The 16106-nt window shown below is 43.6% G+C and carries 15 protein-coding genes; 3 read left to right on the plus strand and 12 right to left on the minus strand.

From position 1 onward, the window contains the following. Positions 1–46: 46 nt before the first annotated feature. The 9 genes from G5B12_RS04615 to G5B12_RS04655 form a co-directional block, all read right to left on the minus strand. Entirely contained in the window at positions 47–571 is a 525-nt protein-coding gene (locus G5B12_RS04615; RefSeq protein WP_021977278.1) for an adenine phosphoribosyltransferase, read from the minus strand. Positions 572–774: 203 nt separating this feature from the next. After that, entirely contained in the window at positions 775–2493 is a 1719-nt protein-coding gene (recJ, locus tag G5B12_RS04620) for a single-stranded-DNA-specific exonuclease RecJ (RefSeq protein ID WP_174087820.1), read from the minus strand. A gap of 183 nt (positions 2494–2676) precedes the next feature. After that, entirely contained in the window at positions 2677–5094 is a 2418-nt protein-coding gene (gene secD, locus G5B12_RS04625; protein WP_174087821.1) for a protein translocase subunit SecD, read from the minus strand. Between the two features lie 15 nt (positions 5095–5109). Next, a complete protein-coding gene (scfB, locus tag G5B12_RS04630) occupies positions 5110–6474 on the minus strand; it encodes a thioether cross-link-forming SCIFF peptide maturase (protein WP_021977275.1) in 1365 nt (454 codons plus the stop codon). Positions 6475–6617: 143 nt separating this feature from the next. Further along, complete coding sequence (scfA, locus tag G5B12_RS04635) at positions 6618–6758, minus strand: six-cysteine ranthipeptide SCIFF (RefSeq protein ID WP_015524633.1); 141 nt, start codon at positions 6756–6758, stop codon at positions 6618–6620. 82 nt (positions 6759–6840) lie between these two features. Then, the gene (locus G5B12_RS04640; protein ID WP_021977274.1) at positions 6841–7191 is read right to left on the minus strand and encodes a TIGR04086 family membrane protein; all 351 of its coding nucleotides are present in this window, start codon (positions 7189–7191) and stop codon (positions 6841–6843) included. Between the two features lie 57 nt (positions 7192–7248). Next, complete coding sequence (locus tag G5B12_RS04645) at positions 7249–8943, minus strand: hypothetical protein (RefSeq protein WP_174087822.1); 1695 nt, start codon at positions 8941–8943, stop codon at positions 7249–7251. Between the two features lie 208 nt (positions 8944–9151). Further along, on the minus strand, positions 9152–9745 hold the full coding sequence (locus tag G5B12_RS04650) for a YdcF family protein (RefSeq protein WP_021977272.1): 594 nt from the start codon (positions 9743–9745) through the stop codon (positions 9152–9154). A 140-nt stretch (positions 9746–9885) separates the two neighbouring features. Next, positions 9886–10650, minus strand: a complete 765-nt coding sequence (locus G5B12_RS04655; RefSeq protein ID WP_021977271.1) for an N-acetylmuramoyl-L-alanine amidase — start codon at positions 10648–10650, stop codon at positions 9886–9888. 267 nt (positions 10651–10917) lie between these two features. Between G5B12_RS04655 and G5B12_RS04660 the strand changes: the two genes are divergently transcribed. The 3 genes from G5B12_RS04660 (at position 10918) to G5B12_RS04670 (ending at position 13696) form a co-directional block, all read left to right on the plus strand. After that, complete coding sequence (locus G5B12_RS04660) at positions 10918–11895, plus strand: ABC transporter substrate-binding protein (RefSeq protein WP_174087823.1); 978 nt, start codon at positions 10918–10920, stop codon at positions 11893–11895. 89 nt (positions 11896–11984) lie between these two features. Continuing rightward, complete coding sequence (locus G5B12_RS04665) at positions 11985–12899, plus strand: ABC transporter permease (protein ID WP_174087824.1); 915 nt, start codon at positions 11985–11987, stop codon at positions 12897–12899. A 2-nt stretch (positions 12900–12901) separates the two neighbouring features. Then, positions 12902–13696: an ABC transporter ATP-binding protein gene (locus G5B12_RS04670; protein WP_021977269.1), complete on the plus strand. Its 795-nt coding sequence runs from the start codon at positions 12902–12904 to the stop codon at positions 13694–13696. 93 nt (positions 13697–13789) lie between these two features. On the opposite strand, the gene G5B12_RS04675 is transcribed toward G5B12_RS04670, so the two are convergent. The 3 genes from G5B12_RS04675 to G5B12_RS04685 all read right to left on the minus strand — a co-directional run. Continuing rightward, the gene (locus G5B12_RS04675) at positions 13790–14722 is read right to left on the minus strand and encodes a DUF5688 family protein (protein ID WP_021977268.1); all 933 of its coding nucleotides are present in this window, start codon (positions 14720–14722) and stop codon (positions 13790–13792) included. 273 nt (positions 14723–14995) lie between these two features. Next, entirely contained in the window at positions 14996–15463 is a 468-nt protein-coding gene (locus G5B12_RS04680; RefSeq protein ID WP_021977267.1) for a low molecular weight protein-tyrosine-phosphatase, read from the minus strand. Positions 15464–15814: 351 nt separating this feature from the next. Beyond that, positions 15815–16106: tyrosine-type recombinase/integrase (locus G5B12_RS04685; RefSeq protein ID WP_174087825.1), on the minus strand; the 292-nt coding region annotated here is incomplete at its 5' end.

The following is a 16106-nucleotide window of genomic DNA, read 5'->3' on the forward strand; positions in this document are numbered from 1 at the left end:
CTGCCGTATGACTACAACAGTTCACATCCCCTTCCACCGACAAAAATTACTTTCCGTCGTAGCAGATCACAGATGCTACATCATAGCCTTTCAGACGCTCACGTCCTTTCAGGCCTGCAAGCTCCATGAGGAAAACAACTTTCACAACGATGCCGCCAAGCTCTTCCACAAGCTTAATAGCTGCTTCCACGCTTCCGCCTGTAGCGATCAGGTCATCTACGATTACAACCTTCTGTCCTGGCTTGATAGAATCCTTATGCATCTCGATCGTTGCACTTCCATATTCCAGATCGTAAGTTCTGGAAATGGTCTCACATGGGAGCTTTCCTGCTTTACGTACCAGAACGAATGGTTTATGAAGATTGTATGCGATCGGCATACCAAAGATAAAGCCTCTGGATTCAAGACCTGTGATCACATCGAAATCTACACCTTTCAGACAGTCCTGCATGGAATCAATCGCAAGCTGTAATCCATCCGCATCCTGGATAACACTGGTGACGTCACGGAAAATAATCCCTGGCTCTGGAAAGTCCGGGATACTTCTTACATATTCTTCTATTTTTTTCATAATAACCTCCAATGGTTTAATTTGTCAATCAGATGATAGATAGTATAGCACTTTTTCTGTAGGGAATCAATGTGCAACCCGACAGAACTCGCAGAATTCCGACAGGCTTTGGATTGCATATTGCCCAGTGCACGGTCCACTTTCCTGCCTTTCTGTCAGTTGCAAACTGTCAGGATCTGTATTTTTGCGTGCCGATATTCCTGTTATTCTGTAAGATAATTTCGGATCACGATCTGCAAAGTCTCTCTTCCCTGATATCTGTTGATTTCCGGATAATATGTTACAGCAACAGAACTGCTGTTTTTCACTTCATTTATAAATTCATCCGCTTCTCCGAAATAGACCGCTTCTATCACACAGCCCGTGCTGTCTGACAGCTGAAGTTTCGCCACATTTCTATTTTTACCAAGAACACGGCTGCTTAAAACATGAAGTCCTTTCTGGGCAAAGATCGGCTTGGTATTTCCTTTTCCAAAAGGCTCCAGCAGCGATATCTCTTCCACAAGTTCCTTATTAATATAAGAAACCGGCATTGGCACATCAATAACAATCTTTGGCATCAGATCTTTTTCTGTCAGCGTACAGTTTTCGTTTAACCGTCTGCGGAATTCTTCCACATTTTCTTCTTTGATAGAAAGTCCGGCAGCCATGGGGTGTCCTCCATACTGCTCCATCAGATCCCCACATTTTACCAGTTCCTCAAACATGGAATAGCTTTCTATGGAACGGCCGCTGCCCTTTACCATTGTTTCCCCTTTTGTCAGAACAAAGACCGGTTTATTGTACTTTTCCCGGATACGTCCTGCGATAATTCCAGCAAGGCTTTCGTGACAGTCCGGTAAATAGATCACAAGAACACGGTCCTGTCCGATTTCTGTCTCTTCCACAATACGGATCGCTTCTTCTTTTCCTTCTTCGGTAAGAGCTTTTCTGCTCTGATTCAACGCGGTCAGATCACCGGCAAGTTTTGCCGCTTCCTCTTCCGTCTCCGCACAGAGAAGTTTCAAAGAGCGTGCAGCGGTATCCAGTCTTCCGCTGGCATTGATACATGGCCCCAGCACAAATCCCACATGATAAGCAGTGATCGGCCCATCTTCCAGACCGTTGGCACGGATCAGTTCACTGAGACCTTTGTTGGAAGTGTGAGAAAGTCTTCTCAGCCCTTCTTTTACGAGGATACGGTTTTCCCCCTGAAGATCCATGACATCTCCTACTGTGGCAATGGCCCCCAGTTCCAGAAAGTCCTCCAGCTCTTTTGAGGGAATACCGCAGGCTTCATAGAGAGCTGTCACAAGTTTCAGGGCAACCACTGCCCCGCAGAGTCTTTTTTCCGGATAATTACAGTTCGGCTGTTTGGGATTTACAATGGCATCGGCTGGCGGAAGGATCAGCTCTCTGCCGGCTTCTGTTTCTTTATAGGGAATCTCATGATGATCGGTTATGATCACTGTTATTCCTTTTTCCTTTGCCATCGCAATCTCATTGTACGCCGCAATTCCGTTATCACAGGTAACAATTACGTCAATCCCATCGTTCACTGCTCTTTCGATCAGGTGCTCGTGGATCCCATATCCGTCAGCCACCCTGTCCGGAATATATGTATCTGCCAGTGCACCTACTCGCTTCAGTCCTTTAATGAGGATGAACGTGGACACTACACCATCAATATCATAATCTCCGATAATACGGATACGCTTTTTTTCTTTTATTTTATTTCGCAGGATTTCCACTGCTTTATCCACATCTTTCATTAAATGTGGGGAAGCCAGTTCTTCTACGGTTCCGTAAAGGTATCTGCGGATCTCCTCTCTGTCCTGTACATCCCGGTTCCGGATCAGTCTGGCGATTACCGGATCAATTCCAAACTCTTTCCCAATTGCCGTAAAATCCGCCCGTTTTGCGGCAACAACCCATCGTTCCATGTTGTTTCCTCCTCGATGCTTTGTCGCTTTCTTCCTTCAAAGCGACACAATAATAATATTGTAACCCATAATCCCGTCTGGCTGCAAGTTTTTTGTGACGCACAAGAAAACACCGCATAAAAAAAAACGTTCCGCCGGGAAATTATCTTTCCAGATACGGAACGTTTCTGTTATTTGGCAGTTTTACTCGGATTTCTCCTCGTCGCTCTGCTGTTTTGCTGCTTCCTGCGCCGCAAGACGCTCAGCAACTCTTTTACGGTTTTTCTTCTTTGGCTGCTGCGGGGCTGCCGGCTGTCCGGATGGCTGTTTTGCCTTTTTCTCAGAGGAAGTCTGAACGGACGCTGCTGCAGCTGCCGGTGCGGCAGTACGGTTCTTTCTGAAAGTCTTCATGGTGTACCACAGAGCACCTGTGATGCATACAGAAGAATATGCTCCGCCAATGATACCTACCATCAGAGGTGCTGCAAATTCTTTAATAGAGGAAACGCCCATCACATAAAGAATCGCAACCATAACGAAAGTTGTAAGAGATGTGTAAATGCTTCGTGTCAGAGTTTCTGTAACACTGGTGTTTACGATCTCTTTCAACTTCTCATCTTCGACTTTCTTTCTGCCCTTCATATTCTCACGGATACGGTCGAAGATGACGATGGTGGCATTGATAGAATAACCTACGATCGTCAGCATACACGCGATAAATGTATTTCCTACAGATGTTCTGGAAATAACATAAAATGCAAGTACGACCAGGACATCATGAAGAAGTGCAAGTACCGCACTGCTTGCAAAGCGGATATCCTTGAAACGGAACCAGATGTAAAGAAGCATGAAGATCGCAGCTACGATAACGGCTACGATAGCATCTCTTCTCATCTCATTGCTAACGGTAGCGGAAATATTCTCAGATGTGATCAGGCTTGTGTCTACATCAAAGTTTTCTTCCAGTGCCTTGTTCAGTGCTTCACGTTCCTTAAGGTCCAGAGAACGTGTTTTGATCACTACCTGATTGGTTCCCTGAACTTTGGTCGGCTGTACGTTCTTATCTCCTGTCACGGCCTCAACAACCGGTGTTACCTCAGAGTCGATCTCCTTGATATCCATCTCTTTGTTGAAGGTTACATTGGTAGAAGTACCGCCGGAGAACTCCAGACTGTAATTCATGGCTTTATCACCGATCACATTGCTGTGGATCAGCATTCCCACAGGTCCGCAGAGGATCAGGATAATGGAGATGGTAAAGAAGATCTTTCTCTTTCCAACAAAGTCCACAACCTTACGTTCTTTGGCAACACCGTAGAATTTCGGATCACGGACACCAACTGCGTATACTGCATTGATCACAAGTCTGGACACAACCAGTGCTGTAAACATGGAGATTACAATACCCATCGCCAGCGTGTAGGCAAATCCCTTAACGGAACCGGAACCCAGCCACATCAGCACGCAGGCTGCGATCAGTGTTGTGATGTTTCCATCAAAAATAGCGGAAAACGCTTTGCCAAATCCACTCTTGATCGCTGCATGGACCGAAAGACCTGCCGCGATCTCCTCACGGATTCTGGCGTAGATGATAACGTTGGCATCCACCGCCATACCAATGCCCAGAATGATACCTGCAATACCCGGAAGCGTAAGGGTGATATCAAAGGCATTCAGTGTGATCAGCATTAAAGTTGTATAAAGGACCAGGGCAACAGATGCAACCAGACCAGGAATGCGGTATGCGATGATCATGATCAGCATAACGATCACAAGACCGATCGCTCCGGCTTTCACACTTGTAGCAATAGCTTCCTCACCAAGCTGTGCAGCAACTACGCTGGAACGAAGCTCGGTAAGCTCAAGGCTTAAGGAACCGATTCTTATGTAAGAAGCAAGGTTCTGTGCCTCTTCTGTGCTTGCCATTCCGGTGATCTGAGCTTTTCCGCCGGAGATCTCCTCATTTACATTCGGAGCACTTAAAACCTGATTGTCATATACAATTGCGATCTGCTTGCCAACATTTGCCTTGGTAGCTTCCGCAAATTTGGTTTTTCCATCTTTTGTAAGAGTCAGGCTGACTGCGTATTTCTGAGAGCTTGTGGATGAATCCTGATAAGCACCTCCCTCAGCATCTGCAACGTCTGTACCTTCCAGTACAACAGAACCGGCCTTCTGGATATCCTCGATGCTTCTTGCAAGGACATATCCGCTCTCGCTGTTTCCTGTTGTAAAGTTCTGGTTTCCGTCTGCATCTGTCTGATCGATGAAATACAGGGAACCTGGTTTTCCAAGTTCTTCCAGGATCGCATTTGCATCTGATACTCCCGGAATCTCAATGGTAATACGGTTGGAACCTTCCTGATACGCCTGTGCCTCAGTACTGTACTGAGAAACACGCTGCTGCATCTTGTAAACAGTATCGGACATGTCTTCCTTGCTCGGATTGCTGTCCTTGGCCTGGTATGTGATGCTGACACCGCCGGCAAGATCAAGTCCGGTGTTGATGTTCTTAGCCGAACCTGTACCTGTAGGGCCAATGCCTACCGCAGCCACATAGCAGAAGAATACTGTGACAATCGCTGTCAGAAGCAGCACTGCAATTCCTCTACTTTTCTTCATTTTCTTTTTCCTCTCTTATTCCGCCAAAGCGGCTTTTATCATGATAGCGCACTCCACACGCTTCCTCTGGAGTTCGCATCCGATCTTATAATTCCCCCGGATATCTCCCCCGAAATGATAGCCGTTTGCCGCACAGCCGCCGCTGCAGTAGAATCTGGCAAAACAGTCTTTACAGTCCGGTTTGGTGTAGACGTTACATCTTCCGAAATCTTTTACGATTTCAGGTTTTGTGATTCCCTCGTCTACATTACCCATGAGGTACTGTTCCTCACCGACAAACTGATGGCATGGATAAAAATCTCCCCACGGTGTGACAGCCAGGTACTCAGTTCCTGAGCCACATCCGGAAAGACGTTTGTATACACACGGACCACCGGTAAGGTCGATCATAAAGTGGAAGAAGTTGAATCCTTTTCCCTCTTTTTCTCTTTTGATCATTTCTTTTGCAAGAATGTCATACTGTTCCAGGATCTGAGGAATATCCTCCTCACGGATGGCATACTCTTCTGTATCTGCTGCTACAACCGGCTCCACAGAGATCTGTTTGAAGCCAAGGTCAGCCAGATGAAGAACATCCTGGGAAAAATCAAGATTATGATGGGTAAAGGTTCCTCTTACATAATACTTGTCCTGATTTCTGGACTCCGCAAATTTCTCGAATTTCGGCATGATCAGATCATAACTTCCTGCACCTTTACGGAACGGGCGCATGTAATCATGGACTTCTTTTCTTCCGTCCACACTTAAAACTACATTTCCCATCTCTTTGTTACAGAATTCCATAACCTCATCATTTAAAAGAACGCCATTGGTTGTCAGTGTGAAACGGAATTTCTTATTATGAAGCTTCTCCTGCTCTCTTCCATATTTCACAAGATCCTTTACAACCTGCCAGTTCATAAGCGGCTCGCCACCAAAGAAATCCACTTCCAGATTCTTTCTGGAACCGGAATTGGCGATCAGGAAATCCAGTGCCTTCTTTCCAACTTCAAAGGACATCAGCGCACGTCTTCCATGATACTCTCCTTCTTCCGCAAAACAGTATCTGCATGCCAGATTACAGTCATGGGCAATATGAAGGCAGAGAGCCTTTACAACGGTCTGACGGTTCTTGGTAAATTCGTCAATGATATTCTCATAAATATCCTTTGTAAAAAGCATTCCCTGTTCCTTTAGCTTCTTACATTCAGTTACTGATGTTTCCACATCTTCTTTCTTAAAACGGTCGCCAAGCTTCTCGGCAATAGCATCCGCTTCCATGCCTTCTTCAAGATACGGCAGTACCTCGTAGGTTACTTCATCTACAAGGTGGATACAGCCGCTGTTGATGTCCAGCACGATATTATATCCATTACTCTGATAACGGTGAATCAGACTCATCTTCCCGCAATCCTTTCTAAAAATCTTTTATAACCCGACAAAACGCGCCCTCCGGCGCGTTTTGCTGGATACCTGTTACTTTCAGATAAAACAAGTGAAGCAGCGGGTCTCCCGCTGCTTTCCACTCATTCAACGGCTGCTTCTTATTTATGCTCGCAGCTCTGGTTTCCTACTGTACAGGAAGTCTTGCAAGCAGACTGACAGGATGTCTGACATTCGCCACATCCACCCTTCTTAACCGTGTTCTGAAGGTTCTTTGTATTTAATGTCTTGATATGTTCCATGATATATCCTCCTTTATGTATTCTATTCTCCGCCTAGTATAGCATAAAATTGTCGATTTTCAAAGCATTTTTTTGCAAGCTTTTACGACAGCATTCCCCCGATGGCTCCGCCGCCCAGGCACATAAAAAAAGTAGTCACTGCATGGATAAAAGTCATATCCCATTTTCCCTGTGCCAGAAAAGATACCAGAAGCAGTAGAACATAATAAGACAGCCCTGTAACAATTCCCCACAGATAACGGTTCTTACGCATAATTCTGCCGGCGGCAAAACCTCCGGCCAGGCAGGACACCACATAAATAAAAACAATTCCTGCAGCTGCCGCTCCTTCGCCCAGCTCAAACTGAAAAAGCAGAAAAGCCAGAAGCAAAAGAAAAAGTCCTGTCAGCCCATAAGACAGTAATAATGACCACAACACTGTTTTTACACGCATAAAAAGCCCTCCCAGTCTCATTATACGGGAGGACTTTTACTCTTATTCTTATTAATTTTATTTCTTTCTCTTTTTGAGGAATACCGCCACACCGGCTACAACTGCCGCTGCCACAAACAGAATTACAAAAGGAAGAATCTGTGTCGTATCTCCGGTATTTACCTGTTTCTTGGATTTCGCCTGTGAAGACTGGTCTTCGGACTCACTGCTCTCAGTACCGTTCTGTGAAGAAGAGTCTGTCAACTCTGCTGTTCCGGAAGACAGATCTTTGGATGTATCCATTTCATCTGTGCTTTCACCGCTGTCATTGGAAGTATCAGTCGAACTGCCTGCTCCCGTATCTGTGGAAGAAGTATCCGCTGCCGGTGTCACTGTCACACTGCTGTCGCTTCCCGCATCCGGTCCTACCAGAGATTTACTTCCCGCAATACCGAACGGACTGAAAGAATGCGTACTGAAAGTCATGGTATCTCCATCCACACTCGGGATGATCGTTTCCATAGCGCCATTGTCAAGAAGGTGCTCAATAGAATATGTATAGCCTGCTTTTACCGGCACGGTTACACTGATGTATTCTCCATCTGGAATTTTATACTCTGTATTCTTCTGTGTATCCCAGAGTTCAAATTCATAGGATTTAAAGATCGCAGCATCCTCTTCATTGGTAAACTGGTAGTCATCACCTCCGGAAACACGGAACTGCACATACCACGGAAGGTCAATACCGGATACTGTGATTCCATCACAGGTATGATTCTGTACAGCAGTTGCAGCTTTCTCCGCATCTGTCAGATCAGTAGCCGCATTCTGAGGACGTTTATCTTCTGCATCGTCTTTTCTGTCAAAAATATTATCCTTGTTATCTTCCGGTTTTTCTGTGATCTCTGGGATTTCTGTTGTATCCGGGGTCTCTGTTACCTCTGGAGCGTCATCTTTATTATCTGCTTTACTATCTGCAGGATCAGAATCTGCGGTGCTATCATCTGCTGCAGGAGTTGTGCTCACTTCCGGTGTTTCTGTTACTTCCGGTTTCTCATTGTCCGGCGTATCGTCTTCTCCAGCCGGTGTTGCGGTTGCCTCCGGTGTCTCCATTATCTGGGGTTTCTGGTCCGATTTGTTCTGGCCATCTGTATTCTGACCATCCTTATCACCAGAAGAATCTGTATCTTCTTTATTCTGATCTTCAACAGCACTGCTGTCTTCCGAAGTATCTTTCTGGTCTCCGCTCTCGTTGGAATTATCTTCTTCTACTGTTTCTTTGTCAGACGTATCTGAGCTGTCCTCATCACTGTCGGAAGTATTCTTTTCTTTTTCATCGGATTCCTCATATTCATAAGAATCCCTGTCCTCATCGCTCACATACTCCTCTGAAGTGCTGTCAAGACTGCTGACAACAACAGTTACATAACCGGTGATCGTTCCTGAAGCGCTGTCCCATCCTGGAAGTCCGGAAAGATCTGCACTGGTTGACGGTTTAAATACAACCTCACAGGACTGCACACGTTTCTCCGGGATATAAGATCCATCCACCCAGGAAAGTGTTCCATATGAATTAGATGGAAGTGCAATATTTCTCAGTGCAGTTGGACTGTCAATCGTAATATTGTCCGGAATCACAGCCCCGGATTCAACACCGGAAGTGCTGTCCGCATATGCCGGGAATGCCTGTCCCCCCATCAATGTCATAGATAACGCCGCTGCTGCCAATATCGAAAAGCTTCTGTTAAAAGTAATCTTTGTATTCTTTTTCATAATAATCTGCACCTCTATATTCAAAATTTTCGTTTTATATTTGTTATTTATCTGAAAATTCTTTTACATAAAATATCGAACGCATTTATCATGCGCCCGAATTAATATTTCTCCAAAAATTAATATCTTGTTAATCTTTCGTAACAGATATTTCGTTTTTTCGTCAAAAGCATTATAACACAATTCTTTTTTTTACGACACCCCCAAATTAATTTTTTTTAAGCATCACAGAAAACTGTTTGATTATTCGCGTCATTTCTCCCATTACTTCGTCAATTCCCTCATTTGTCTCACTCCAGTTACTTTTATCAACCGAATCCACACAACATGAACATACAAAAAAATCTGTGTCCGGATAAAGCATTTTATAATACATTAATGCACGTCTTGCATGGCAGGCTTTACAGCAGAGAATCGCCTTCTGGATATTCAGGTGCTCTCTGTCTGTTACCTGCCTGGAGTAGATTGCATTTTCATAAGTAAACGTAGCCTGATCCTCTCTCAGAATAGCTTCCCTGGGCACTCCATTTTTCATAAGGACATCTCTTAAAAATTCCCATTCTGTCTTATAAGCCCCGGTATAATATTCTTTTTTTTCCAGCACTCCTGCAAATTTTCCAGCTGTAATACTGTATCTTCCGCTTGGAAGTATCTTCGGCGCCATTCCACACCTGTACAGCTGTGCCGCCTTTTCGGCCATCTGCGGATATCCGTTTCCGGGAACAAATATCACATCCGCTTTTTCCGGTTTATCTTCTATAAATATAAAATCTTCGATCTGTTTTAAAAATTCCTCATACATTCTCTGTTTTCCTTCCCTGTTGTATCTCAAACAGAAATATTCTTTTTGCAAAAACAAACATTTCTGATCTTCTTCATTTTTGTGTATCATATCATGCTTTCTCATGGATACTGTTTCAGATTCTATCCGGATCTCCTGTTTTATCTTGTAACGATCACGGTACTGTACCCATGGTCTCTGAGACGTTGCTCCATATTCACCGCATTACCAAGCTGCAGATATGCACCCACCTGAACTTTATAAAGATCATTCTCCTTCAGGATAAATGCCGGAAATCCCTGATCTGTCAGCTGATACAGCATCCGGTCCGCATTTTCTCTATTTCGAAAAGCCCCGGTCTGTACACGATAATATAACGGAGCATCTACTTTTTCATCATCCAGGGTACCCAGTATCGCATCTGCAATGCTTTTGGCAATCTCTTTAAACTTCTCATCAAAAAGCTGATTATCCTTCTCCGAATTAATAAATCCGGTTTCTATCAAAAGTGCCGGCATTTTAGTCCTTCGGAGAACAACAAGCCCTGGTCTTTCCTTTACTCCCAGTTCCTGAAATCCCAACTCGCCAAGTGCACCTACAATATTCTGTGCCATCTGGTACTTTATGCCTTTCTTATCATAAACCAATACCTCAACTCCGTTGTATTGTCCAGATTGCGGACTGCTGTTTCTGTGAAAAGAAATAAAATAATCAGCACCTGTTTCATTAGCTATCCTCGCTTTTTCAAAAGGAGTCTGATAAACATCCGTAGTTCTTGTATACACCACGTCTACCCCATTATCCTCCAGAATCCTGCCCACAGCAAGTGCCAGTTTCAGATTATCATCCTTTTCTTTACGATCTTTATAAACAGCTCCCGGATCTTCCCCACCATGGCCTGCATCCAGAACAATCTTATATGCCATATTTTTCTCCCTACAAAAATATCCAGTCATAATAAGATATGAATCTGTCTTTTTCCTGTGCATAAGTTTATCATTTTATTTTACCGGACAGATATTTATGACCATACAGAGGATTTTCACGGATTTGTCCTGAATATTTTTTTCAATCAACGCATTTTCACGTTAATTCTTCTTGACTTTTAAGCGTTAAAGCGTTATACTAACACAATCAGTGTTGCTTTTTTAATATTCAAAAAGATGCAACTATATCGTGAGGAGGAAAACAATATGAAAAAGCGTGTTTTAACAGCTGTACTCGCAGCAGCTCTTGTAACAGGAACCTGTGCTGCCACAGTAAGCGCCAAAGAAGAAAAAACTTACACCATCGGTATCTGTCAGCTGGTTCAGCATGATGCACTGGATGCCGCAACCAAAGGTTTTGAGGATGCCATCACCGAAAAGATGGGTGATTCTGTAAAATTTGATGAGCAGAATGCACAGGGTGATTCTAATACCTGTTCTACCATTATCAACAGCTTTGTTTCAGAAGGGGCAGACCTGATCCTTGCAAACGCAACCGCATCTCTTCAGGCTGCAGCTGCAGGAACTTCCGATATCCCGATCCTTGGAACAGCCGTTACCGAATATGGTGTCGCTCTTGGAATCGATGACTTTGACGGAACAGTAGGCGGGAACATTTCCGGTACTTCTGATCTTGCTCCTCTTGATGAGCAGGCCGATATGCTCCATGAGCTTTTCCCGGATGCAAAAAATGTCGGACTTCTCTACTGCTCAGCAGAGCCAAACTCCCAGTATCAGGTAGATACTGTAAAAGATGCTCTTGAGAAGCTTGGTTATACCTGTAAAGATTATGCATTCTCTGATTCCAACGATCTTTCATCCGTTGTTACTACAGCTGCCAATGACAGTGATGTGATCTATGCACCTACAGATAATACTGTAGCATCCAATACTGAGATCATCAACAACATCTGTCTTCCGGCAAAAGTTCCGGTAATCGCTGGTGAAGAAGGTATCTGCCAGGCATGTGGTGTTGCAACACTTTCCATCAGCTACTATGATCTTGGATACAAAACCGGCGAAATGGCAGTCAGCATCCTTCAGGATGGTAAAGATATCTCCAAAATGCCGATTGAATATGCACCAAAATTCACAAAAGAATACAACAAAGACATCTGTGACGAGCTTGGTATTAAAATTCCGGATGGATATGAAGCAATCGAAACAGATAAAACAGCTGAATAATCGGTAAAAAACCTATTATACACTGATACAGCGAGAAGGGAGTTCCCCTTCTCGCTGTTCGTGCATAAAAAAGAGGAGGATAATTTAACATGCAGATTATGAGTTTAATAACCGCACTTCCAGGAGCTACCGCACAGGGGCTTATCTGGGGAATCATGGCGATCGGTGTGTACATTACATTCCGCATTCTTGATATTGCGGATCTTACCGTTGACGGAACTTTATGTACAGGCGGCGCTGTTTGTATCATGATGATGCTCAGCGGACACAATGTATGGGTGTCCATGCTGGTTGCAACAGGAGCCGGACTTCTGGCCGGTCTTGCCACCGGTATTTTTCATACCTTTATGGGCATCCCGGCTATCCTTGCCGGAATCCTGACACAGCTTTCCCTTTACTCTGTCAACCTGAAGATCATGGGAAAAGCAAACCAGGCGATCAATGTTGATAAATTTAATCTTCTGGTATCCCTTCGACGTGTCAAGGGTGTTGCTCTAACACAGAATACGCTTTTTATCGTAGCAATTATGATCATCATTCTAATTGCAGTCCTTTACTGGTTCTTCGGAACTGAACTCGGATGTTCCCTGCGTGCGACCGGATGTAATCCAAGCATGTCCCGTGCACAGGGTATCAACACAGACCGCAATAAGGTTCTGGGACTGATGCTTTCCAACGGACTTGTTGCTCTTTCCGGCGCTCTTCTCACACAGTACCAGGGATTTGCAGATATCAACATGGGACGTGGTTCCATCGTTATCGGTCTTGCTGCAGTAATTATCGGTGAAGCGATCTTCAGCCGTATTTTCCGCAACTTTGCACTGAAGCTGTTAAGCGTTGTATTTGGTTCTATTCTTTATTATCTGGTACTTCAGATTGTTATCTGGATGGGAATTGATACAGACCTTCTGAAAATGCTTTCCGCACTCGTCGTTGCATTTTTCCTTGCTTTCCCATACTGGAAGGGCAAATATTTTACAAAAGCCAAACAGGGAGGTAAATGATCATGCTGAAACTGATCGATATACATAAAACATTTAATCCGGGCACCATCAATGAAAAGGTTGCTTTAAACGGCGTGGATCTTCATCTGAACGAAGGTGATTTTGTTACAGTCATCGGAGGAAACGGCGCCGGAAAATCCACTATGCTGAATGCAGTTGCAGGTGCCTGGCCTGTAGATTCCGGAAAGATCATTATCGGTGGAACCGATGTCACAAAACTTTCCGAATATAAAAGAGCCGCGTATCTTGGCCGTGTATTCCAGGATCCTATGACCGGAACTGCTGCAACTATGGGAATTGAAGAAAATCTCGCTCTTGCCAAACGCCGCGGAAAATCCCGCCTTCTCCGTCCGGGCATTACCCGCCAGGAACGGGAAGAATACCACGAACTCCTGAAGATTCTCGGTCTTGGTCTTGAGGACCGGCTCACTTCCAAAGTCGGACTCCTCTCCGGTGGCCAGCGTCAGGCATTGACACTTCTGATGGCAACCTTAAAAAAGCCTCAGCTTCTTCTTCTGGATGAACATACTGCCGCCCTTGATCCAAAAACTGCTGCCAAAGTCCTCGAGATCACCGACATGATCGTAAACCGTGATCACCTGACAACCATGATGATTACTCATAACATGCGTGACGCTATCACTCATGGCAACCGCCTGATCATGATGTGGGAGGGAAAAATCATTCTGGATATCCAGGGTGAAGAAAAGAAAAAACTTACCGTTAAAGATCTTCTTGATAAATTCGAAGAAGCCAGCGGCGAAGAATTTTCCAATGATTCTGCTCTTCTCAGTTAAAATTTCTGCAGAATCTATATAGAAAGAACCAAGATGGATTTTATTCCTGCAGACAGGATTTCCATCCTGGTTCTTTTTTGTTTATCTACGTTTCTATTTCACTTCTACAGAAAACTCCCCGGTACGTCGACTATATCGGTAAATGGACGATGTCAAATAATCTTCTTCCGGAGTTGCTTTTTTGACTGTATCCAGGAGAACCTCTTTCAGCTCTTCGGGATAAACTTTATCTGTGCTATGTACCATTACTTCATGAATGCTGGTAAACACAAGATACAGATCAGACTCCAGAAGCTCTGCAAGACGTCGGGCTACACCTGGAAGAAAGATTGCTGCTGCTCCATTAGTACGTTTTTCTGTGCTGAGACAATTCCCTGATATCCCTTTATTCGGATGATAGGATCCCAATATGTCCATAAAATTATCTCCCCTGTATTCCTTATCAAAAAGCATTTTTTCCCAGTGATATATTCTGGGTGGACTGATAAAATATGTATTTACCAGTGCTGCCTCAAAAACTATATCCGGATCTTTTTCCCATTGTTCCAGAAAATGTTTTTTTACTTTTGTACTAAGAATATATCCGTCTTTTTCTCCTGCCATATAATAAAGCACAAGCGCTATATCCCCGACTTTATGATGGATCGTATCTTTCAGGACATCTCTGTTTTTATCTGCATTAAGAAGGCGGATAAAAAGTTTTCCTTTCACTTTTTCGTAATTCTCCAGTTGCTCTATGTCACAGATAACACAGTTTTCTCTGGCTTTTTTTATTTCACATACACAGTCATGAATGATATTTTCCAGTTTGTGCTCTTTACAGTACCGCTCATAAAGTTCTTCCGTATGTAATCCACAGATCTGGCGCGACTTTTCAATATCTCCGCACTCCACAAAAAGCCTGTCTCCTGTGCAGCCATACTTTTCGCCTTTTTTTGCAAAGTAAATCTTCTCCTCTTCCATATCCATAGCAGCAAGAAGAAGCCTCCTCAGATCTGTGATAAACATTTCATAGCCTTTTTCCATATTTAATTCCTTTCTGTGAAACAATGCGGACGAATGTCCTGATTTGATGGTGCCAGCCCTCAACAGGTCGGCAACCTCTGAATTGAATTATTGAATGAATAGAATAAATATATAGCTTTGAGTTGTCTGCTGTATAGAACAGTATAAGAGAAGTTTCTGAATTTGTAAAGAAGTTTTCATCGACAGAAAAAGCAGCTTTCGCTGCCTTTTACTGTCAAATTTTTTATATTATTTCACATTTATGTCTCATCAGAGGATCCTGTTGATGTCCTGTTACTGAATTTCTCCATGTTCCTTCAGATATTTCAGAAATCCCTCACATCCTTCCAGCACATCTTCATAAGTTTCATCAAAATTTCCCGTGTACCACGGATCTGCAATATCACGTCCAGATCCTGAAAAAGTGAGAAATTTATAAATCTTATCTTCCGGATCATTTCTCAGCACCCGGTTCAGATTCCGTATATTTGCAGTGTCCATACCGATAATATAGTCAAATTTATTATAATCCGCCCATGTGATCTGTTTCGCTCTGTGCGGAACCAGTGGGATTCCTACTTCACGAAGTTTATTAACAGTTCCTCTGTGCGGCGGATTCCCAATCTCCTCGGTACTTGTCGCAAAACTGTCGATCAGGAACTGCTCTGAAAGACCGAGTGTTTTTACTTTGTAGGTGAAAACACTTTCGGCCATGGTTGAGCGGCATATGTTGCCGTGGCAAACAAATAACACTCTAATCATCTATTTTTAACTCCTTTTTTATCTCGGATTATCTCGGTTTTTCCTTATTTTTCAAGCATTTGCGCACTTTTTTAGTCTATCAAGATTTTTCCCATTTCTCGGCTTATTTTGGCTTATCTCGGTATGTTTCTTCCTTCAAATGGTCTAAAATATGGTCTAAAATGGCCTCGGATTTCAAATTTAGACCAGCCGACATTTGCCGATCTCCTATGTCTGAAATCTTTGATTTTCCAAAAAAATTTGGTCTAAAAATTTTACCCTTTTTCAATCTGTTTTAGACCACGGCCATCTTCAAAGCCTTGAATTTACTGACTTTCTAGCCATTTTACGAAATGGTCTAAATTAGACCATTTACCCCATCTTCTTGAATTTGACCTTGTCCTCCTTCATACCTAACTGCCGAAACTCATTTTCAGCTTCTGCCTGCTTCCTGGCAAGCTTCTCCACTTCTTCTCTCGCATCATCCAGCTTAAGATGTGTATAGGTATTGAGGGTGACACTGATATCGGAATGGCCCATCAGATATTGAAGTACCTTTGGATTCATTCCGGACTTAGCCATATTAGAGCAGTATGTATGTCTGCATACATGTGGATGTGTCAAGTATAGGACAAAAAAAATTTTATTTTTTTCTGCCGAAGAC

Source organism: Blautia sp. MSK.20.85 (genome assembly GCF_013317245.1).
GTDB lineage: Bacteria > Bacillota > Clostridia > Lachnospirales > Lachnospiraceae > Blautia_A.

Excerpts from the sequence above, each read along its gene's own strand:
- scfB (WP_021977275.1), bottom strand. The coding sequence starts at position 6,474 with ATGAGTCTGATTCACCGTTATCAGAGTAATGGATATAATATCGTGCTG.
- G5B12_RS04670 (WP_021977269.1), top strand. The coding sequence starts at position 12,902 with ATGCTGAAACTGATCGATATACATAAAACATTTAATCCGGGCACCATC.
- recJ (WP_174087820.1), bottom strand. The coding sequence starts at position 2,493 with ATGGAACGATGGGTTGTTGCCGCAAAACGGGCGGATTTTACGGCAATT.
- G5B12_RS04650 (WP_021977272.1), bottom strand. The coding sequence starts at position 9,745 with ATGTATGAGGAATTTTTAAAACAGATCGAAGATTTTATATTTATAGAA.
- G5B12_RS04655 (WP_021977271.1), bottom strand. The coding sequence starts at position 10,650 with ATGGCATATAAGATTGTTCTGGATGCAGGCCATGGTGGGGAAGATCCG.
- G5B12_RS04675 (WP_021977268.1), bottom strand. The coding sequence starts at position 14,722 with ATGGAAAAAGGCTATGAAATGTTTATCACAGATCTGAGGAGGCTTCTT.
- secD (WP_174087821.1), bottom strand. The coding sequence starts at position 5,094 with ATGAAGAAAAGTAGAGGAATTGCAGTGCTGCTTCTGACAGCGATTGTC.
- G5B12_RS04615 (WP_021977278.1), bottom strand. The coding sequence starts at position 571 with ATGAAAAAAATAGAAGAATATGTAAGAAGTATCCCGGACTTTCCAGAG.
- G5B12_RS04645 (WP_174087822.1), bottom strand. The coding sequence starts at position 8,943 with ATGAAAAAGAATACAAAGATTACTTTTAACAGAAGCTTTTCGATATTG.
- G5B12_RS04665 (WP_174087824.1), top strand. The coding sequence starts at position 11,985 with ATGCAGATTATGAGTTTAATAACCGCACTTCCAGGAGCTACCGCACAG.
- G5B12_RS04680 (WP_021977267.1), bottom strand. The coding sequence starts at position 15,463 with ATGATTAGAGTGTTATTTGTTTGCCACGGCAACATATGCCGCTCAACC.
- G5B12_RS04640 (WP_021977274.1), bottom strand. The coding sequence starts at position 7,191 with ATGCGTGTAAAAACAGTGTTGTGGTCATTATTACTGTCTTATGGGCTG.
- G5B12_RS04660 (WP_174087823.1), top strand. The coding sequence starts at position 10,918 with ATGAAAAAGCGTGTTTTAACAGCTGTACTCGCAGCAGCTCTTGTAACA.
- scfA (WP_015524633.1), bottom strand. The coding sequence starts at position 6,758 with ATGGAACATATCAAGACATTAAATACAAAGAACCTTCAGAACACGGTT.